This window comes from Flavobacterium sp. RSP46 (assembly GCF_003984825.1).
Taxonomy (GTDB): domain Bacteria; phylum Bacteroidota; class Bacteroidia; order Flavobacteriales; family Flavobacteriaceae; genus Flavobacterium.
On the sequence record NZ_RYDM01000001.1, the window covers coordinates 450,217 to 471,870 of the forward strand.

Here is a 21,654-nt window from a genome sequence, read left to right on the forward strand (position 1 = left end):
TTTGCTACGCAAAAGGGATTTAATTTTATAGTCAAAGAAATATTAAACGTTCTTCAAATTGATAATTTCTTGTTCAGTGAGCAATCTCCAGTTTCCTCTTGGTAAATTCTTTTTAGTCAAACCAGCAAAAGCAACTCTGTCAATACGCAACACATCATAACTGAAATGTTCAAAAATATTACGAACCACTTTCACGTTAGCGGATCTCAACTGTAATCCAATTTCACTTTTCGCTTCTCCGTCAATGTAGCTTACATCTTCCACAAAAACACGGTGTCCATCAAGAGTCAGTCCTTTGTTTATTTTTTCTAAATCCTCAAATTTCAAGTTTTTATCTAATGAAACTTGGTAAATTTTAGATGATTTTTGACTTGGTAACGTAAATTTACGAATCATATCCGTATCATTCGTAAACAATAGTAAACCAGTTGTATTCTTGTCCATTCTCCCAATAGCGCCAATTTTTGCTGTTGTAGAGCCTTTTACCAGTTCCAGTACATTACGATATTCCTGACCTTCGTCCATCGCAGTAGTAAAGTTTTTTGGTTTGTTCAATAAGATGTATACTTTTTTCTCCGGTGTCAAAGTGGCACCGTCAAAATTTACTACGTCTCCCGGTTTTACCATATATCCCATTTCGATAACGGGAATTCCATTTACTTTTACAGTTCCGGATTGAATGTAAATATCCGCATCACGACGCGAGCATGCCCCAGAATTGGCGATGTATTTATTCAAACGGATTTCGTCTTTTACCTTTGGTCTTTTAGGAGCTTGATTTGGTTTTTTTTCTACTTTATCCGTATCGACAGCTACAACTTTAGTATTTATTTTAACTTTTTTTGGCCCTTGTGCCCGTTTTTGCATCGCAGGTTTTGGCTTGTTAGAACTTGGTCTTGAACTATTTGTTCTAGCACCACTTCCTTTATTGTTGCCTTGCTTATTATTCATAATATTCCTTAATTTGCGCAAAGATAGTATTTATATAATTGAGAATCAATAGATGGCAATTATAAAAAAGGTAACTGGCTTGTTAATAAGTGAATTAAAAAAAAATTAAATTCGCTTTTTAGAGCTGGCTCTCGATTTCTACTGTTCCCCCTTTTCTTTTTAAAACAAAAAAAATCTAGTCATCTTGCTATTTTCATAAGTTGTTTTTGTTCGTTTTATCAGGAATGAAATAGTGAAATACTGCCGCAATAAAGCGCTAATTGTACTATTTAGATGCAATCTTTCTGGGATATTTCAAGCAGTTACTAATGCGCTTCCAGCCAATCTTTCCCCATTCCTAAATCTACATCCAAAGGTACATCAAGTTTAAACGCATGTTCCATTTCATATTTTATCATCGGTTTGATTTTTTCGAGTTCATCATTATGCACATCAAACACAAGCTCATCATGAACCTGTAGCAACATTTTACTTTTCCAATTTTCAGAGGTTAGTTTTCCGTGAATATTAATCATTGCAATTTTGATGATATCAGCAGCACTGCCTTGAATTGGTGCGTTTACCGCATTTCGTTCTGCGCCACCTCGAACAATGGCGTTTTGAGAATTAATATCTTTCAAATAACGACGACGACCCAGTATTGTTTGTACATAGCCATTCTCTCTTGCAAAATCTATTTGATTCTGTATATAGGACTTTAATCTTGGATAGGTTTGGTAATACGCTTCAATCAAATCAGCGCTCTCTTTACGAGATAAGTTAGTTTGATTGCTCAATCCAAAAGCCGAAACACCATATATGATTCCGAAATTGACCGTTTTGGCCTGACTTCGTTGCTCGCGAGTCACTTCTTCCAGCGAAACATTAAAGACTTTTGAAGCAGTAGATTTGTGAATGTCTTCGTGATTCTGAAAGGCTTTGATCATGTTTTCTTCACCGCTTAATGCAGCAATTACCCGCAATTCTATTTGGGAATAATCTGCAGAAACCAATGTGTAATTTTCATCTCGTGCCACAAATGCTTTCCGGATTTGTCGGCCACGTTCGGTTCGAATCGGGATGTTTTGTAAGTTGGGATTATTCGAACTCAATCGTCCTGTTGCCGCAACGGTTTGCATATAATCGGTATGTATGCGGTTCGTGATTTTGTCAACTTGGTTGGGTAAAGCATCAACATACGTGTTTTGCAGCTTTATCAATTGTCGCCAATCCAGAATGTCTTTTACAATTGGGTTTTCAGCGGCTAAATAACTTAAGATTTCCTCTCCAGTTGCGTATTGACCGGTTTTGGTTTTCTTTTGTTTGGCTCCTCCAATTTTCAATTTGTCAAATAATACATCGCCCAGTTGTTTTGGGGAAGCGAGATTGAATTTTTCACCGGCAGTTTCATAAATATTTGCTTCCAGTATCTTTATATCATCATCCAAGGTTTTCGACAGGGATTTCAAGAAATCGACATCTACGCGGATTCCTTCTTTTTCCATAGCGGCCAAAACAGGTACCAATGGAATTTCGATTTCCTCAAAAAGTTTTTTGGTGCCGGTTTTGTCTAATTCTAAAGTGAATATTTCCTTGAGTTGCAAAGTTACATCAGCGTCTTCAACCGCATATTCTTTGATTTCTTCCAGTTCAACGTCGCGCATTGATTTCTGGTTTTTCCCTTTTTTTCCAATTAAAGTTTCAATAGATTGCGGGGAATATTTTAAATATGTTTCTGCCAAAATATCCATATTATGACGCATATCCGGATTGATTAGATAATGTGCAATCATGGTATCGAATAGTTTTCCTTTTACGGTAACCTTGTAATTAGAGAGTATCTTTAAATCGTATTTTAAATTCTGACCAATTTTCTCGATGTTTTCATTTTCGAAAAAAGGAATAAATTTCTCGATTAAAACTTGTGCTTCCTCTTGATTTTCCGGAAAAGGAACATAGAATCCTTTTCCTTTTTCGAAAGAAAACGAAATCCCCACTAATTTGGCATGCAAAGCATCTAGACCAGTTGTTTCGGTGTCAAAACATACTGAAGCTTGTTTTTGTAAATTTTGCAACAGCAACTTCAGCCCTAAATCCCCTTGGATTATCTGATACGAATGTTCTGTATTTGCTAGTGAACTATAATATTGATGGCGTGTTTCTTCTGATGAATCTTCCTGAATGGCACTTCCAAAAAGATCAAACTGTTCTTCAGTTTTAGGTTGTGGTTTTTTATATAATTTAGTTTCATCAACCGGGTTATTGGCTGTCGCAGTCGCTCCTTTTTTGAATATAGCGTCAAACTGCTCTGCCATTCGGCGGAATTCTAACTCGTTGAACAGTGCGTCTGTTTTTTCGACATCAGGAGTGGATAATTCATAGTCCGTTTCATCAAAAATAACGGGACAATCCAGTAAAATTGTGGCTAAGGTTTTAGATAATAATCCTTTTTCCTTGTTCGCCTCAATGTTCTCTTTCATTTTTCCTTTCAGCTTATCCGTATTAGCTAAAAGATTTTCCATGGTTCCAAATTCTTTTAGAAACTTCTTTGCAGTGACTTCGCCTACCCCGGGAAGTCCTGGAATATTATCCGCTGCATCACCCATCATTCCAAGGAAATCGATTACCTGATCCGGGCGTTCAATTTCAAATTTTGCCAAAACCTCAGGAATTCCCCAGATCTCTATTCCATTCCCCATTCGGGCAGGTTTGTACATAAATATGTTTTCAGAAACAAGTTGTGCAAAATCCTTATCCGGGGTGACCATAAAAACTTTATAATTTTGTTTTTCGGCTTGTTTGGCAATGGTCCCAATTAGGTCATCAGCCTCATAGCCTTTGACTTCTATTATAGGAATATGCATGGCTTTCAGTAAATCTTGGATATAAGGAATAGCAATTTTTATGGCTTCCGGAGTAGCATCACGATGGGCTTTGTATTCCGGGAAGATGTCATTTCTCAACTGGCTGCCACCATTGTCAAAAGCAACGGCTAAATGATCTGGTTTTTCTCTTTTTATAACATCCATCAATGAATTCATAAAACCCATAATGGCGGATGTATCCATTCCTTTAGAATTGATCCGTGGATTTTTTATAAAAGCATAATAGCCTCTGAAGATTAGGGCATAGGCATCAAGAAGAAACAGGCGTTTTTGTTGTGACATGAATTGTGATTTTTGTAAAGTTTTCAAAAGTACAAAACTTGTCAGATAAAGGCATGAAATATTTCTTCAAATCAATTTCACTATATTTTTTAAAATAAAATAGGAGAAACAGGGGCTTAGGTGTAGCGATTTTATATTTGTTAAACTTGTTTATTAAATAAAGCACGAATAATTTGTACGATAACGGTTTTGCTTTTTATTTAAAATTAAGTTTTTCTATTTCAGCTAAGCTGTTTCAAGTTGATTTAATGTAATTTTAGTTAAATTTAGATTAATAAAAACGCATACTATTTTCTTAATTTGTTATTTTGTGTAAAATTTGATTAAAAATGATTTTCCGTGTCGTATTCTTGTGTTCAATTCTACTTATTATTGAGCTGTATACTTTTCAGATCTTAAAAACTTTGATAAAATCAAAACTAATATTGTTTTCAATTCAGGGTATAAGCCTATTAGTTTTAATATATATCGTGTATTCTTTAATGCAATTTGACCGTAGCGTAGGACAAACCCAGCAATTCATGTTTAGCATGGGATTGTTGCTTATTGTTTATGTTCCAAAATTAATTTTAGCCTTAATTTTAATAGGGGAAGACATTTTTAGAGTAGGTGCTGGAGCCTTAAATTTTTTCGTGGATTATGACAAGAGTACTGATTTCCTTAATTCCAGAAGAAAGTTTATCAGTCAAATAGGATTAGGGTTAGCGGCGGTTCCGTTTTTATCCTTGATATATGGAGTCACAATTGGGAAATACAATTACAAAGTGATCAGGCAGCGTATTTTTTTTCCGGATTTACCGGATGCTTTTGATGGTTTTAAAATTACTCAAATATCCGATGTTCATAGTGGAAGCTTTGATGACCCGGAAAAAATTAATTATGCGATTGACTTGGTAAATGAGCAAAATTCAGATATGATTCTGTTTACTGGAGATATTGTCAATACGCACGCCAAAGAGATGCATCCTTGGATAGAAACATTCAACCGAATTAAGAAACATGAATATGGCAAATATTCCGTTTTGGGGAATCATGATTACGGAGAATATGTAACCTGGCCAAGTGAAGCCGCAAAAGCAGATAATTTTAAGGCAATAAAAAATTTATACGGAGAAATTGGGTTTGATTTATTGCTGAATGAGCATACGTTTATCGAGAAAGGAGATGCCAAAATAGCATTAGTAGGTGTCGAAAACTGGGGACATAATTTCAAGCAGGCCGGAGATTTGAATAAGGCTTCGGGGCAGTTAAAGAAAGAAGATTTCAAGATTTTGATGAGCCATGACCCTTCCCATTGGGAGCACGTGGTGCAGCACGATGATAAACACTACCACCTTACGCTTTCCGGACACACACACGGAATGCAATTTGGAATCGAAATTCCCGGTTATTTCAAATGGAGTTTGGCGCAATACGTATACAAACAATGGGCCGGCTTATATGAAAACATGGGAAGATACGTTTATGTCAATAGGGGATTTGGTTTTCATGCCTTTCCCGGAAGAGTAGGAATCATGCCGGAAATAACGGTCATCGAACTAAAAAAAGGCACTAATGTAGCAGAATTCGTTTAAAATGCTACATTTGTAAAATTAACATCTCTGTTTAGTGAATTTTAAAAATTAAATTTTTGGTTTTATGTCAAAATTTGGAGAACTTATAAATACTAAAATTCCGGTATTAATTGACTTTTATACGGAGTGGAATGAATCCTCCGTTTTAATGCATCCTGTGATCAGAGATGTAGCGGCGGCCCTTGGCGATAAAGCGAAAGTCATTAAGATTGACGTGGATAAAAATCAAGAATTAGCGGATGCTTTGCGGATCAAAGGGTTGCCTACGTTGATGATCTATAAACAAGGTCAGATGATCTGGAGACAGTCCGGAGAACTTGACGCCAATACGATAATTAGTCTCGTTCAGGAACAATTGTAATATTTTTATAAAGGGTTGCACTTAAAATTATTTTCTTTTAAATAAGCTAGTGTTTTTGGCAACACGTATTGTAGGTTCTTGAACGCTTTTATACTGTCGTGAAAAACAATAATACTCCCCGGTCTTACATTTGACAACACATTATTCAGGCATTTTTCTTTAGATATTGTGGCATCAAAATCAGCACTCAGGACATCCCACATAATTATTTTGTACCCTAGTTTTTGTAGTTTTTTTGATTGCGATTTTTTTATTTTTCCATACGGAGGGCGAAAAAGTTTAGCGTCTGGATGGGTGTGGTTTTCAATCGCTTCTTGAGCTTGTTTCGTGTTTTTGATGTACGTATCAGTAGTTGTTTGCCAGCCATTTAAGTGGTTGAAAGTGTGGTTTCCTATGGTGTGGCCTTCCCGAATCACCTTTTTGAATATTTCAGAATTTTTTTCGATATTATTTCCAATACAGAAAAAAGTGGCTTTGATTCCGTATTTTTTTAATTCCACCAAAACCCATTCTGTAACTTCTGGAATGGGGCCGTCATCAAAGGTAAGGTATACAGTATTTCCTGTATTGGAGACATCCCAACTATAATTAGAGAATATTTTTTTTATAATCCAATTGGTTTTTATCCAGTACAATTTCATTTTTTTCATTTTAAAATTTAAAAAAATAGCGACATTGAAAAATGTCGCTATTTTTTTAATGGCTCTTTAATATTACTCTTTGTCGCGTCCAAAACGTTCAAACATTTTGATGTACGTATTGAAGACAATTTTGTTCTTATTGTAAAATGCGAGATCGCCATTTTCTTTCATGACTTGCAAGAGGCTTCTGTAGCGCTCAATATCAGTTATGATTGGAATTGCAATACTGCTTTGTTCAGAAGATTTAAGATTGCCATAATAGTTGAGGTTTTCTTGGTACTTAAAGACTAATCGGTCCAATAATTGTTCGGCTTTTATTTTTTCGCCAGTTTTATAATAGCCCCCCGCAAAAGGTTCTACTAATGAATAATAGCCAAAGCTGTCCAAAGGCATTTTTGCCATAGCTAAATCAATGATTTTTTTGGCTTTTTCTTTCTGTCCTTCTAGGATTAACTGATTCATCAGTCTAGAAAGGAAAGAACGGTAATTAATACTGTTCTTTCTTGTCTCAGGATCGTGATAGATGGATGGATTTTCGCTATTTCCCCAATCCATTTTCATAACATTATTATATAGTTTGTCTGAATCAATCATACCCATATTTAATGGGCTGCCATCTTTTGGGAAGGGAGTTTTTATAGGAACCAATTTATACGCCAATCCTTCTAGTTGAAGGTAGTCTTTCATCCATAAATAGTCTTCAGCGTCATAAGCCCCATTGCTAAAATAAATTGGTCTTTTCCAATTGTTATTAGCAATGATATCTAACATCATCAATCTGTTTTTATATAAGGCATTTCCTTTGATGTCTATATCAATATAAGGCACTATAGAGTCATTGTATTTAGGGGATACTACTTTGTTTTGTATGATCGTATTTTTGTCAACGGGAATCCGAATCTTATTGGTTGGGTAAAAATGGATGGTTTGTCCGTTTTGCATTCCTACCGTTGATTTAGGATTTTTAATAAAATCGATAAAATCTTTTATATCCCAGCGACTTTCAATTTTTGGAATATGAGCCACATAGTCTAATTTGTCTCCCACATACTCCTCGTGTGTAAACGAAACCGGTACCGGGTCTGATTCGTATGTTTTGGTTTTCATTTGATCGATATACCAGTCCGTCATGAATAAACTGGTGTTTACAATTTTGACATCGGTTCTTATTTTTTCAATTTCCTGTGCGTACCAAAGCGGGAAAGTGTCATTGTCTCCAATGGTGAATAAGATGGCATTAGGGTCACACGAAGTAAGATATGCTTTTGCCATAGACAACGCGGTATATTTGCCGGAACGGTCGTGGTCATCCCAGTTTTGTGACGCCATAAGCACTGGTGCCACTACTAAACTTAATGCGATAAGGAGAGGGCCAGCTATTTTTGGAGCGAGATGTTTTTTGACACTTTCATACAAGGCGTAAACACCAAAGCCTATCCAGATGGCAAATACATAAAAGGAGCCTACCAATGCATAATCCCTTTCTCGAGGTTCAAAAGGCCTTTCGTTCAAATAAATTTTCAGGGCTATTCCCGTAAAAAGAAACAAGGCAAGCAAAACATAAAAGCTTTTTAAATCCTTATTGGCATGATACATAAGTCCAATAAGGCCCAGAATAAAAGGCAAAAAGAAATATACATTCCGACCTTTATTGTTCAATACATCCGATGGTAAGTTGTCCTGACTTCCTAAATGCAATTCATCAATGAATTTTATACCACTGAGCCAGTTGCCATCCAGATAGTCGTATCGTCCCTGAACATCATTTTGACGGCCAACAAAATTCCACATCAAGTACCTCCAATACATGTATCCAAATTGATACTCTACCATAAAACCTAGATTGTCCGCAGTTGTTGGTTTTTCAACAATCAAATAGTCGCCATAACTTTTTAGGAAGGTGACATATCCTTCGTTGTCAATTTGTTTTTGTGCGTAGGCTTGTCTGAATTCAGAAATTATTTTTTGAGTTTCATTTTTGAGTTGTGCAATCGCTTTATTGTAATCTTCTTCACTAAGCTGACTGGCATCAATACCGTATTTTGCTAAATCATCCTCGTAAGGATAATTAGGATTTAATTTGAATTGAGGCGGATTGGTAAAATTCATGTAATTTTCAATATGTCCATCGCTCCACATTCTTGGGAGAATGGTTTTATGATTGTCATCTGAATTTTGGGAAGCATTTTTATAATTATTGACAATAACATATTTCCCTGTTTTATAATCTCTTTCATAATTGGGTGCTTTGTCTAAATAAGGATTATTGGCATCTAATCCGGCAAAATTCTCTGTGTATTGTGGACCATAGAACAATGCATTTACACCATATTGTTCTCTATTGTAATAGGCTAAAACTTCGCGGGCATCAGACGGTTTGTTTTCATTGATTACAGTATTTGCATTTGCTCGAATGGGTAGCATCATCCATGTCGAGAAACCAATTAAAATAAAAAGGATGCAAAGAATTATGGTGTTGTAGAACACAAAGCCTTTTTGTTTGGTGTATTTCAATCCAAAGTAAAAGAAAGCAATCAAAGCTATTGTAACAAACACAGTGCCCGAGTCAAACGGCAGTCCTAAACTATTGACCATAAAAACTTCTGTTTTACCAAAGAATCCCATGGTCATAGGAAGTAGCAATTTGAAAATAAACAACAAAATAGCAATTACTACAACATTTGCAATAAGGAAACTTTTAACTGTTACTACCTTATAGTTTTTAAAAAAATAAAGAAAACCTATTGCGGGAATTGTTAGTAATGCCATAAAGTGAACCCCAAAGGAAAGTCCTACAACAAGAGAAATAATCAATAACCACTTATTTCCTCTTGGAGTATTCATGTCTTGCTCCCAGCGTAAACCCAGCCAAAACAATAGGGCAATAAACAAGGATGCCATGGCGTAAACCTCAGCCTCGACAGCATTGTACCAAAAGCTATCTGAAAAAGTGAAGGCTAAAGCACCAACAAATGAACTTCCTAGTATAACGATTTCATTGTTTCTGTTAGTCTCTGAAAATCGGGAAATCAATTTTTTTAGAAGTATAGACGAAGACCAAAAAAGGAATAAAATAGTAAAGGCACTCGAGAATACAGACATCATATTTACCATTAAGGCAATGTGTTGATCATCTGATGCAAACATGGCAAAAAAAGCGCCAATCATCTGGTATAAAGGAGCTCCCGGAGGGTGGCCAACTTGAAGTTTTGCTGCGGTGGAAATGTATTCGCCACAATCCCAAAAACTCATGGTAGGCTCAACAGTTAAAGTGTAAGTTAATAATGCGATTCCAAATGTTAACCAACCAATAATTGTGTTCCATTTATTGAAGTTGAATGTTCCTTTGTCCATGTACTAAAATTTAGTTTAAATGTAAGTTACAAAGAAAATGTTTTTTTATTTAACCCTAGTAGCATTAACACTATTTTCTGGAAAAGTAATGAAATTCAATAATCAATTGATTGTAAAGCTCTTTTGAGATATTTTGCAGCTGATTTTATTTTTTGTTATTTTTTTTTAATAAAAAGGTAAAAAAAATTTGTGCAAACTAAATTTTATTTTAAATTTGCACTCGCTTAGCAGCAATGCTGGTCTATGGTGTAATGGTAACACAACTGTTTTTGGTGCAGTCGTTCAAGGTTCGAGTCCTTGTAGACCAACAAAAAACCTCTCAATTTCTGAGAGGTTTTTTTATATACTAAATTCTGAGTAGAGTTTGTTGGGGTTTCCGGGATAAGAGAATGAAGTTGGTCAGTTGTTATTTGCAAAGCCAAAAGGAGTTAAATTCTAAAAGTGATAACAGGTCTGGTGGTGTGGTTTACTAAGTCCTCACTGATGCTTCCGTTAAAAAAATGTGCTAGCCCAGTTCTGCCATGGGTGCAAAGTCCAATTAAATCAGCATCTATTGTTTTTGAAAAATTGATTATTCCACTTTCAATGTTCGCATCATTGAAGAGGTGTGAGGAGTAATTTGGAAGGTCAAAATCAGCCATAAAAGCACCCATCACTTTTTCGGCAGCAAGAGTGGTCTTAAAACTATTGGGTGTGCAAATCATTACTAAAAACAAATTGGCATCAAAGATCTTCGCGAACTCCATCATTTTTTTAAAAGGCTTTTTAGCTTCTTTTGAAAAATCAGAGGCAAAGACGAAATTTTTAAATTTTAATTTACCTACATCTTTTTTTATAACTAAAACTGGAATTTCGGAGAGTCGGACCACTTTTTCAGTATTAGAGCCAATAATGATTTCTTCAATGCCTGAAGTGCCATGAGAGCCCATAACGATTAAATCAATTTTATTCTTTTTGTTAAAGGATAAAATACCGCTAAAAGCTTTTTCAAATTGTACAGAGACATGTACCGGAATTCCTTTCAAATAGGGCTGTTCTTTTATTTTTTGAAGGTTTTCGTTAACTTTTTTGATGAACAACATAAGCGCCGGAGTAATGTCTGCTCCAGTAACAGAGTCATTCATGTGGTTTGGGAGTTCTAACAAATGCAATAGGAATATTTCACACTTGTTTTTTCTTGCAATTACAGCAGCCACTTTTAGAGCGTTTCCGGCATGATCAGAAAAATCGGTTGGGACTAAAATACGTTTCATAATTACAGCGTGTTAAATTATGGTAAAACTGTTGTTTTGAATTGTTCATTAAAGATAAGAAATTATTTTAGAGCAATCGATTATTTTGGTTTATAAAAAAAAACACTATATTTGCACCGTTATTTATTAAAATCTAGATAATGAGGGGACTAAATGTCCCCTCTTTTTATAAGCATATGACATTTAAAGAGAAAGTAAACACGTTATTGGCAGAAGGCCTGTTAGAGAAGCCGTCAATTTTTTTGATAGACCTGATTATCACGGATGCTTTTAAGGTTATTGTGACCTTGGATGGAGATAATGGAGTAGCGCTTCAGGATTGTATTGATGTGAGCCGTTCACTAGACAATAACCTGGACCGTGAGGAGCAGGATTTTTCTTTAGAAGTGGCTTCGGTAGGAGTAGGATCTCCATTGAAATTGATCAGACAATACAAGAAAAATATAGGGCGTACATTGATTGTGAAGACTGGAGCAGAAATAATTGAAGCGGAATTAGTGGAAGCTAATGATGATTTTGTAATTTTGTCATGGGAAGCAAGAGAGCCAAAAAAGATTGGTAAAGGGAAGGAGACCGTTCAAAAAGAACTTAAACTACCTTATGGAGACATTAAAGAAGCAATTGTTACAGTAACATTTTAATTAAAGAATTCGCATGGAAAATTTAGCATTGATCGATTCATTCTCAGAGTTTAAAGATGATAAACTTATTGATCGTGTAACGCTTATGGCAATTTTAGAAGATGTATTTAGAAATGCATTGAAAAAAAAATACGGTTCAGATGATAATTTCGATATCATTATAAATCCTGATAAAGGAGATATGGAGATTTGGCAAAGAAGAGTAATTGTTGCGGATGAAGACTTGGATTTTGATCACCTTGAAATTACATTGACTGAAGCTAGAAAAATAGAGCCTGATTTTGAAATTGGAGAAGAGGTTTCTGAAGAAGTTAAATTAATTGATTTAGGAAGAAGAGCAATTTTAGCTTTGCGTCAGAATTTGATTTCTAAAATTCATGAACACGATAACACCAATCTTTACAAGCAGTTTAAAGATTTAATAGGAGATATTTACACCGCCGAAGTGCACCATGTGCGTCCAAGAGTTGTGATTTTAGTTGATGATGAAGGCAATGAAATTATTTTGCCAAAAGAAAAACAAATACCTTCTGATTTTTTCCGCAAGGGAGATAATGTCAGAGGGATAATTGAAAGCGTTGAGTTGAAGGGAAATAAACCTCAAATTATTATGTCTAGAACTTCGGAGAAGTTCTTGGAAAAATTGTTTGAGCAAGAAATTCCGGAAGTATTTGATGGTTTAATCATGGTAAAGAAAGTGGTTAGGATACCCGGCGAAAAAGCAAAAGTAGCTGTTGATTCTTATGACGACAGAATAGATCCTGTGGGGGCTTGTGTAGGTATGAAAGGGTCTCGTATTCATGGAATCGTGCGTGAATTAGGTAATGAGAATATAGATGTTATCAATTATACAAGCAACATTCAATTGTTTATCACAAGAGCATTAAGCCCTGCAAAAGTATCTTCGATCAAGATCAATGAAGAGACTAAAAGAGCAGAGGTTTTCTTGAAGCTTGAAGAAGTTTCAAAAGCGATTGGTCGTGGGGGACACAATATCAAATTAGCGGGCTTATTAACGGGCTATGAATTAGACGTTATTCGTGAAGGTGATGTTGCTGGTGCTACCGCTGATGATGATGATGTTGAATTAACAGAGTTTTCAGATGAAATTGAAGACTGGGTTATTGAAGAATTTGCAAAAATTGGATTGGATACTGCAAAAAGTATCTTAAAACAAGATGTAGAAGATTTAGTACGAAGAACAGACCTGGAAGAGGAAACGATTCTGGATGTAATGAGAATATTGAAAGAAGAATTTGACAGTTAGTCATTGAGTCTTCAACGATAAACATGCCATTTTACAATTAATTCTTGCTCGGTAGGTATCGAGTCGGGAGTAAAGTGAGGAATAACAAAAAAGGTAATAATAAAAAGGTTTTATGTCTGAAGAGAGAATTATTAGAATAAACAAAGTTTTAAGGGAATTGAATATTTCTTTGGAAAGAGCTGTGGATTATCTAAAAGATAAAGGGATAGCTATTGAAGCAAACCCAAACACAAAAATTTCTGATGATGTATACAATGTCTTGTGCGGTCAGTTTGCAGGTGACAAAGGGAATAAAGAAGCTTCGAAAGAAGTTGGGGAAGAAAAAAGAAAAGAAAAAGAGGCTTTGCGTTTAGAACGAGAGAAAGAAATCGAAGACAAACGTAAGATTGAGGAAGAGCGTCTGAAACAGCAAGAAGTTATAAAAGCGAGAGCAGTTATAGCGGGTCCTGTTCAGGTAGGTAAGATTGATCTTAATCCTAAAAAACCTTCCATCGTCACTCCTGTGAAAGCGGTTGAAAAAGTGGAGACTCCAGTTGCTAAAGTAGCTGAGGTGAAAGCAATTCAAAAAGAAGCTTCAACAGAAAAACTGTCGCCAGAAAAACCTTTAGAAGAAAAACCTGTTTCAGATAAAAAAGAGATAAAACCGGTTGTTGGAATTAAAGAGGTAAAAAAAGAGACTGTAAAAGCAGTCCCTGCTGAACCAAAAGAGGTAGTGAAAACGGAAATTGCTAAAACTGATGACGTGCCTGTTGATGAAACCATCACAACGCAATATCAAAAATTATCAGGAACTACTTTGACAGGGCAGATCATTGATTTGTCACAATTCAACAAACCAAAAAAGAAAAAAGAAGAACCTAAAATCACTCCTAATAAACCGGGTGCTCCAGGATCGGCTGCGGCTAATGCAAATAAAAACAAGCGTAAAAGGATTGCTCCTAAACCAGGAGTTCCTAGGCCGCCTGCAGTTCCAGGAGTTCCGGGAGCGCCAAATCCTAACAAGATTACGCCAAATGTTGGTGGTGGCGGATTTAATGCTAACAGAAGTGCAAGACCTGGTTTCGTAAGAGGAAACAGACCTGCTATTGTTGCTAAAGTAGAGCCTACGGAAGAAGAAGTAAAAAACCAAATTAGAGAGACTTTAGAAAAACTTCAAGGAAAAGGAGGTAAATCTAAAGCAGCTAAATATAGAAGAGATAAAAGAGATACGCACCGTCAAAAATCAGATGACGAGCAAAGAGCCATAGACGAAGGAAGCAAAACGATTAAGGTTACTGAGTTTGTTACCGTTGGTGAAATTGCCATCATGATGGATGTGCCAATTACAAAAGTTATTGGAACTTGTATGTCGCTTGGAATCATGGTTACCATGAATCAGCGTCTTGATGCGGAAACATTGACAATCGTTGCGGATGAGTTTGGTTATGAAGTTGAATTTATCACGGTAGATATTGAAGAAGCAATTCAGGTTGTTGCAGATAGAGAAGAAGATTTAGTGTTCAGAGCGCCTATTGTTACGGTAATGGGTCACGTAGATCACGGTAAAACATCGTTACTGGATTACGTTCGTAAAGAAAACGTAATCGCAGGGGAGTCTGGAGGAATTACACAACATATTGGTGCCTACGGAGTAACTTTGGATAACGGACAAAAAATTGCATTCTTAGATACACCGGGTCACGAAGCTTTTACAGCGATGCGTGCGCGTGGTGCTCAAGTTACGGATATTGCAATTATTGTGATTGCTGCGGATGATGACATCATGCCACAAACGAAAGAAGCGATCAGTCATGCTCAAGCAGCAGGCGTTCCTATTATATTTGCCATTAATAAAATTGACAAGCCTAATGCCAATCCTGAAAAAGTAAAAGAAAGATTAGCGGGTATGAATTTACTAGTAGAAGATTGGGGTGGGAAAATTCAATCTCATGATATCTCTGCAAAAGTTGGTACAGGTGTCAAAGAATTATTAGAGAAGGTATTGTTAGAAGCGGAACTGTTAGATTTAAAATCAAATCCAAATAAAGCGGCTCAAGGTACAGTGGTTGAGGCATTTCTTGATAAAGGAAAAGGATATGTTTCTACCATATTAGTACAGCATGGAACGTTACGAGTTGGTGATTATATGTTAGCAGGGAAGCATCATGGTAAGATAAAAGCCATGCATGATGAAAGAGGGAATATAGTTACAGTTGCGGGACCTTCAACTCCGGTTTCTGTTCTGGGTCTTGATGGAGCAGCCACTGCAGGGGATAAGTTCAATATTTTTGAAGATGAAAAAGAAGCCAAACAAATTGCTTCAAAACGTTCTCAATTGATGCGTGAGCAGTCTGTACGTACACAACGACACATAACATTGGATGAAATTGGACGTAGAATAGCATTGGGTCAATTTAAAGAATTAAATATTATCCTTAAGGGAGATGTGGATGGTTCTGTTGAAGCATTGTCTGATTCGTTCTCTAAATTATCTACCGAAGAAATTCAAATTAATATTATTCATAAAGGGGTTGGTGCAATTACAGAAACTGACGTAATGTTGGCTTCGGCATCGGATGCAATCATCATCGGATTTAATGTTCGTCCTGCTGGAAACGCAAGACAATTAGCAGATAAAGAAGAAATTGATATCCGTTACTATTCTATTATTTATGCTGCAATTGATGACTTGAAAGATGCCATGGAAGGGATGTTAGCTCCAGAAATGAAAGAAGAAATTCTGGGTACAGCGGAGATTAGAGAGATATTCAAAATCTCTAAAGTAGGTTCTATTGCGGGTTGTATGGTAATGGACGGTAAAATTTCCAGAAGCGCTAAAATGAGAATCATTAGAGATGGTGTGGTGGTGCATACAGGTGAACTGATAGCATTGAAACGTTTCAAAGATGATGTTAAAGAGGTTGCTAAAGGCTATGATTGTGGAATTCAGATCAAGGGATATAATGACATTGAAGAAAGAGATGTTATTGAATCTTACCATGAGGTAGCAATTAAGAAGAAATTGAAATAGAATTATATTGTTTTAATTAAAATCCCGACTAGTCGGGATTTTTTTGTTTTAAACAAAGACAGGTTTAGTCTTGAAAAGCTTTTTTAATGGCTGAATAAAAGTTTTTTGTTTTTAACACTGATTTTTATTTGTTAAGGAAAAGTGACAACTTTTTTTTATTTAATCGAGAGTGGGATAGGAGTTTGTGTTGAACTGAGCTTATTCGTTTATGTCATCCTGATTTAAAGTTTTTTGCTTATTTCAAATAATAGAGAGCTTGATTTTATATAATTTGAATATTTTTTAAGTTTATTAGAGGATAATTTTGCTATTTTTCAATTGTCTTTGGTTTTTTTTAATCCAATTATAAAAACAAAAAAACCACTTTTGAAGTGGTTTTTTTAAAATAGGAGATGCATGATTACTGATGCTGTTTTATTTGTTAGGCTTTATCAAATGTACATTGGAATAGCTTTTTTTGATCTCTATTAGATTTCGTTCTGCTTCAATTCGTGTTTTGAAATTCCCAACCCAAACTTTGTAGTTTGGAGTAAAAAAAATAATGGTGCCGTCAATATCTCGAAATTGTTGTCTAAATTGATTAAGAGTGTTTCTTGCTTTTTCACTTTCGCCACTAAATATTTGAATTTTATATTGGTCATTTATAGCATTAGAAATATTTGTTTTTCTCTTTTCATTTAGTAATTGTTCAAATTTAGGGTCTTGATTAACGGTTAAGTTTTTGTCTTGTGCAATTGCATGTATATAAGATATACAAAATGCAATAGTGATAAAAAAAGCTTTTTTGGAGGCTAAAATTCTCATAATGTGATTGTTTTTGTGTAAAAGTACTATTTAATAAATCATACTAAACTCAGAATATTATTTAGAATAGATATAAATTGAAATTAAGACTATTTTAAGGTTTTGAGAGTAGTTCTTAAGTCGTATTTTTGTGCAAGTTTAAAATAAAGGATCAGTTTTTATAAAAATAATTAGAAAAAACTGTGCCAATTTTTAGTAGATAATCATTATACTATATGAAAAAGGTGGGTAACCATAATTCGATCTCAAGGAAATTAATTCTTAGCATAGCTTTAATGCTGTCTGTTTCCTTTACTTCATTTGCTCAAGAAGCTACTCCAGCAGTAGCGGATGTTACTGCGGATGCTACAGCTACTTCACAAAGTGCTGATCCGGTTAAGGGTAAAGAGCTTTTTAATGCTAACTGTGCGGCATGTCACAAACTTGATGCGAAAGCAACAGGACCGGCTCTTAGAGGCGTGGGTGCTAAATATGATGCTTCATGGCTTCATAAGTGGGTTAGTAATAGTTCAGATCTTATCAAATCAGGAGATGCTCAAGCTGTAAAAGTTTATGAGGAAAATAACAAGGCCGTAATGTCTGCTTTTCCTCAATTATCGGATGCTGATATTGATAATATAATTGCTTACACTTCAGAGCCAAAAGCGGAGGCTCCTGCAGCAGCTTCAGGTACTGAGGCGGTTCCGGGAACAGCTGATGCAGACAGTGGGGTTTCGAATAATATTATTTTAGGGGCTTTGTCCTTGGTGATGTTAGTTCTTGTGGTAATGTTGTTTCTTGTAAATAATGTGTTAACTAAAGTAGCAAAAGCAAATGGTATTGAAGTTGCTCCAAAAACTCCAACAACACCTATTTGGAAATCGTTTGTTAGAAATCAGTTTTTAGTATTGGTTACTTCTGTGTTTTTGTTGTTGGCGAGTGCGTATTTTGTATATGGTTATCTGATGCAAATTGGTGTTGACCAGGATTATGCGCCAGTTCAGCCGATTCATTATTCTCATAGAATACATGCTGGAGATAATGAGATCAACTGTAAGTATTGTCACTCCTCGGCAAGAGTTAGTAAGAATGCTGGAATTCCTTCATTGAATGTTTGTATGAATTGTCATAAGAATATTGCTGAAGTTGCTGAAACAACAGCTACTCCTGAATACAGTAAGGCGTTTTATGATGAGCAAATTCAGAAATTATATACAGCAGTTGGTTGGGATCAAACAACTCAAACGTACACAGGTAAAACACAGCCTGTAAAATGGGTTCGTATTCATAACTTGCCGGATTTTGTTTATTTTAATCACTCGCAACACGTAACGGTGGCTGGTATTGAATGTCAAACTTGTCACGGTCCAGTACAAGAATATGAGATTCAAAAACAATTCGCTCCTTTAACAATGGGTTGGTGTATTGATTGTCACAGGAAAACTGAGGTAAAAATGGAAGGCAATGAATATTATACTAAGATTCACGAGGAGCTTTCTAAGAAATACGGTGTAGATAAGTTGACTGCGGCTCAAATGGGAGGTTTAGAATGTGGTAAATGCCATTATTAATCAAATTATTAAGATTTTAATATTTATATATGTCATCAAACAAAAAATACTGGAAAAGTGTTGAAGAGCTAGATCAAAATAGTTCTGTTGTTGAGGCCCTTAGAAATAACGAATTTGTTGAAGAAATTCCTACGGATGAATTTTTAGGAAATGATGGTACTTTGTCATCTTCGTCAACATCACGTCGTGATTTTTTAAAGTACGTTGGTTTTAGCACAGCAGCAGCCACGCTTGCGGCTTGTGAAGGACCGGTTAACAAGTCTATTCCTTACGTGCTTCAGCCGGAACAAATTATCCCCGGAGTAGCCGATTATTATGCAACGTCAGTTTTTGATGGTTTTGACTTTGCAAATCTTTTGGTGAAAACACGCGAAGGGCGCCCTATTAAAATAGATAATAATACTATTCAAGGTGCTGCGTTTAGTGCTAATGCAAGAATTCATGCTTCTATTCTTTCGTTATACGACAGTATGCGTTTGAAGGAACCAAAGATAGAAGGTAAAAATGCGGCTTGGTCTGCTGTTGATTCTAAAATAAAGTCTAGTATCGCTGCTGCTGCTGCAAAAGGCGGTCAAGTGGTGCTTTTGACTAATACACTGGCGAGTCCATCATCAGAAAAGCTTATTGCTGAATTTATTGCCAAAAATCCAAATGCGAAACATGTTGTTTACGATGCTGTTTCTTCTTCGGAAGCATTAGATGCTTTTGAAACTGTTTATGGAGAAAGAGCTTTAGTTAATTATGATTTTTCAAAAGCATCTCTTATCGTTTCTGTTGGAGCTGATTTTCTTGGAGACTGGCAAGGCGGGGGTTATGATTCGGGTTATACGCAAGGAAGAGTGCCAAAAGCAGGAAAAATGTCTCGTCATTTTCAGTTAGAAGCTAATATGACACTCTCGGGTGCTGCAGCTGATAAACGTTTGCCAATGTCTACGGCTAATCAAAAGCAAGCGTTAGTTCATATTTATAATGTGGTAACAGGTTCTTCTGTTGGCGTAACTTTAGAAGATAAATTTAAAGCTGAAGTTACTAAAGCGGCTCAGCAGTTAAAAGCTGCAGGTGCAAAAGGAGTTTTAGTTTCTGGTATTCAAGATAAAAATGCTCAGTTAGTAGTTTTGGCTGTGAATCAAGCATTGGCCAGTGAGGCTTTTACTACCTCTGGTGTAAGACAAATCAGAAAAGGTTCAAATGAAAAAGTGAATCAATTAATTAATGATATGAAAGCAGGAAGTGTTCATACGTTGATTATGAGTGGTGTTAATCCAGTCTATACTTTACCAGACAGCACTTCTTTTGTTGAAGCACTGAAGAAAGTTAATACATCAGTATCTTTTTCTTTGAAAGAAGATGAAACGGCTTTAGTAAGTACAATTGCAGCAGCTGTTCCTCATTATTTGGAATCATGGAATGATGTAAGTTTCACCAAAGGAACTTATGGGATTACTCAGCCTACGATCCGTCCTCTTTTTAATACCAAACAATTTCAGGATGTATTGTTGTCTTTAAATGGAATGACTGGTACATTTTACGATTATATTAAAGGGAATGCTTCGACAATAATAGCAGGTTCTTCTTGGAATAAAGTGTTGCATGATGGTGTTTATGTGGGTGTTGTACCAACTGTAGCTGCAGGTTCTGCTGATTATGGTGCTGCTGCAACTGCTTTGGCACAATCAAAAGCTTCTGAAGGACTAGAACTTGTTTTATACACCAAAACTGGTTTAGGGGATGGACAACAAGCAAACAACCCTTGGTTACAAGAATTTCCGGATCCAATTACAAGAGTTTCTTGGGATAACTATCTTACGGTTTCGAATGCTGATGCTAAGAAATATGATCTTTCGAATGAAATTGTTGCTAATGGGGGGTTAAACGGAAGTTATGCTAGCATTACCACAGCAGACGGAATTAAATTAGAAAATGTTCCTGTAATTGTGCAACCGGGTCAGGCTGTTGGTACTATTGGCTTGGCGTTAGGGTACGGTCGCAAAGCGGCTTTGAAGGAAGAAATGATGGTGGGTTTAAATGCCTATTCTTTATATAAAGGTTTCAATAATGTACAGTCAATAACCTTGGTGAAAGCTGAAGGTGAACATGAGTTTGCTTGTGTTCAAGGTCAGAAAACATTGATGGGAAGAGGGGATATTATAAAAGAAACATCTTTAGAAATTTTTAATACAAAAGATGCTCAAATCTGGAATCCTCAACCTATGGTGTCATTGGATCATAAGGAGGTAGAGGCTACTAAGGTAGATTTGTGGTCTTCATTTGATCGTTCTGTCGGGCATCATTTTAATCTTTCTATAGATTTAAATTCATGTACCGGTTGTGGTGCTTGTGTGATAGCATGTCATGCTGAAAATAACGTTCCTGTAGTAGGGAAAGCTGAGATTAGAAGAAGTCGTGATATGCACTGGTTGCGTATTGACAGGTATTATTCTTCCGAAAGTACTTTTGAAGGTGATAACGAAAGAAAAGAAAATATAGCAGGTTTATCAAGTTCATTATCTACATTTAATGAAATGGAAAAGGCAGGTGATAATCCTCAAGTTTCCTTTCAGCCTGTAATGTGTCAACATTGTAACCATGCGCCCTGTGAAACAGTTTGTCCAGTAGCGGCAACTTCACACTCGCGTCAAGGTCAAAATCATATGGCTTATAACAGATGCGTTGGTACGCGTTATTGTGCTAACAACTGTCCGTATAAAGTACGTCGTTTTAACTGGTTTTTATACAACAAAAACAGTGAATTTGATTATCATATGAATGATGATTTAGGACGTATGGTATTGAATCCGGATGTTAATGTTCGCTCTCGTGGAGTTATGGAAAAATGTTCAATGTGTATTCAAATGACACAAGCAACTATTTTGAAAGCTAAAAACGAAGGAAGAGTAATCATTGATGGTGAATTCCAAACGGCATGTTCAAATGCTTGTTCTAATGGAGCAATGAAATTTGGAGATATAAATGATAAAGATGCGGAAGTGGCTGCCTTAGTTGCTGACGAAAGGATGTATCATTTGTTGGAGCATGTTGGAACAAAACCTAATGTGATTTATCACGTTAAAGTTAGAAATACTTAGTACAAAAAAAGAATTA

13 protein-coding genes and 1 tRNA gene are annotated in these 21,654 nt (G+C 35.9%); 8 read left to right on the plus strand and 6 right to left on the minus strand.

Going from position 1 to position 21,654, the window contains the following annotated elements:
- Positions 1–42 precede the first annotated feature (42 nt).
- Complete coding sequence (locus EKM01_RS02025) at positions 43–951, minus strand: pseudouridine synthase (protein WP_126458390.1); 909 nt, start codon at positions 949–951, stop codon at positions 43–45.
- A 305-nt stretch (positions 952–1,256) separates the two neighbouring features.
- Positions 1,257–4,097, minus strand: a complete 2,841-nt coding sequence (gene polA, locus EKM01_RS02030) for a DNA polymerase I (RefSeq protein ID WP_126766584.1) — start codon at positions 4,095–4,097, stop codon at positions 1,257–1,259.
- 329 nt (positions 4,098–4,426) lie between these two features.
- Between polA and EKM01_RS02035 the strand changes: the two genes are divergently transcribed.
- Both EKM01_RS02035 and EKM01_RS02040 read left to right on the plus strand, forming a co-directional pair.
- On the plus strand, positions 4,427–5,671 hold the full coding sequence (locus EKM01_RS02035) for a metallophosphoesterase (RefSeq protein ID WP_126563421.1): 1,245 nt from the start codon (positions 4,427–4,429) through the stop codon (positions 5,669–5,671).
- Positions 5,672–5,735: 64 nt separating this feature from the next.
- Complete coding sequence (locus EKM01_RS02040; protein WP_126458398.1) at positions 5,736–6,032, plus strand: co-chaperone YbbN; 297 nt, start codon at positions 5,736–5,738, stop codon at positions 6,030–6,032.
- 5 nt (positions 6,033–6,037) lie between these two features.
- On the opposite strand, the gene EKM01_RS02045 is transcribed toward EKM01_RS02040, so the two are convergent.
- Together EKM01_RS02045 and EKM01_RS02050 are read right to left on the minus strand one after the other, a co-directional pair.
- Positions 6,038–6,673 carry a polysaccharide deacetylase family protein gene (locus tag EKM01_RS02045; RefSeq protein ID WP_126563490.1) on the minus strand — a complete coding sequence of 212 codons (636 nt, stop codon included), beginning with the start codon at positions 6,671–6,673 and terminating at the stop codon, positions 6,038–6,040.
- Between the two features lie 72 nt (positions 6,674–6,745).
- Positions 6,746–10,027 carry a DUF2723 domain-containing protein gene (locus EKM01_RS02050; protein ID WP_126563420.1) on the minus strand — a complete coding sequence of 1,094 codons (3,282 nt, stop codon included), beginning with the start codon at positions 10,025–10,027 and terminating at the stop codon, positions 6,746–6,748.
- A gap of 237 nt (positions 10,028–10,264) precedes the next feature.
- Here EKM01_RS02050 and EKM01_RS02055 point away from each other — a divergent pair.
- Positions 10,265–10,335, plus strand: a tRNA-Gln gene (locus EKM01_RS02055).
- Between the two features lie 120 nt (positions 10,336–10,455).
- Here EKM01_RS02055 and EKM01_RS02060 read toward each other — a convergent pair.
- The gene (locus EKM01_RS02060; protein WP_126553146.1) at positions 10,456–11,280 is read right to left on the minus strand and encodes a universal stress protein; all 825 of its coding nucleotides are present in this window, start codon (positions 11,278–11,280) and stop codon (positions 10,456–10,458) included.
- 176 nt (positions 11,281–11,456) lie between these two features.
- Here EKM01_RS02060 and rimP point away from each other — a divergent pair, with 176 nt between their 5' ends.
- The 3 genes from rimP to infB all read left to right on the plus strand — a co-directional run bounded on the left by rimP (position 11,457) and on the right by infB (position 16,198).
- Positions 11,457–11,921 carry a ribosome assembly cofactor RimP gene (gene rimP / locus EKM01_RS02065; RefSeq protein WP_126459084.1) on the plus strand — a complete coding sequence of 155 codons (465 nt, stop codon included), beginning with the start codon at positions 11,457–11,459 and terminating at the stop codon, positions 11,919–11,921.
- A gap of 13 nt (positions 11,922–11,934) precedes the next feature.
- Positions 11,935–13,188 carry a transcription termination factor NusA gene (gene nusA, locus EKM01_RS02070; RefSeq protein WP_126453830.1) on the plus strand — a complete coding sequence of 418 codons (1,254 nt, stop codon included), beginning with the start codon at positions 11,935–11,937 and terminating at the stop codon, positions 13,186–13,188.
- Between the two features lie 112 nt (positions 13,189–13,300).
- Positions 13,301–16,198, plus strand: coding sequence for a translation initiation factor IF-2 (gene infB / locus EKM01_RS02075; protein WP_126458402.1), 2,898 nt, complete (start codon positions 13,301–13,303; stop codon positions 16,196–16,198).
- A 414-nt stretch (positions 16,199–16,612) separates the two neighbouring features.
- On the opposite strand, the gene EKM01_RS02080 is transcribed toward infB, so the two are convergent.
- Positions 16,613–17,002, minus strand: a complete 390-nt coding sequence (locus EKM01_RS02080; protein WP_126458404.1) for an SPOR domain-containing protein — start codon at positions 17,000–17,002, stop codon at positions 16,613–16,615.
- Between the two features lie 215 nt (positions 17,003–17,217).
- Here EKM01_RS02080 and EKM01_RS02085 point away from each other — a divergent pair, with 215 nt between their 5' ends.
- Both EKM01_RS02085 and EKM01_RS02090 read left to right on the plus strand, forming a co-directional pair.
- Positions 17,218–18,552 (plus strand): c-type cytochrome, encoded by a 1,335-nt coding sequence (locus EKM01_RS02085; RefSeq protein ID WP_126766589.1) that lies wholly within the window; start codon positions 17,218–17,220, stop codon positions 18,550–18,552.
- A gap of 29 nt (positions 18,553–18,581) precedes the next feature.
- Positions 18,582–21,638: a TAT-variant-translocated molybdopterin oxidoreductase gene (locus EKM01_RS02090; RefSeq protein WP_126766592.1), complete on the plus strand. Its 3,057-nt coding sequence runs from the start codon at positions 18,582–18,584 to the stop codon at positions 21,636–21,638.
- Positions 21,639–21,654 lie beyond the last annotated feature (16 nt).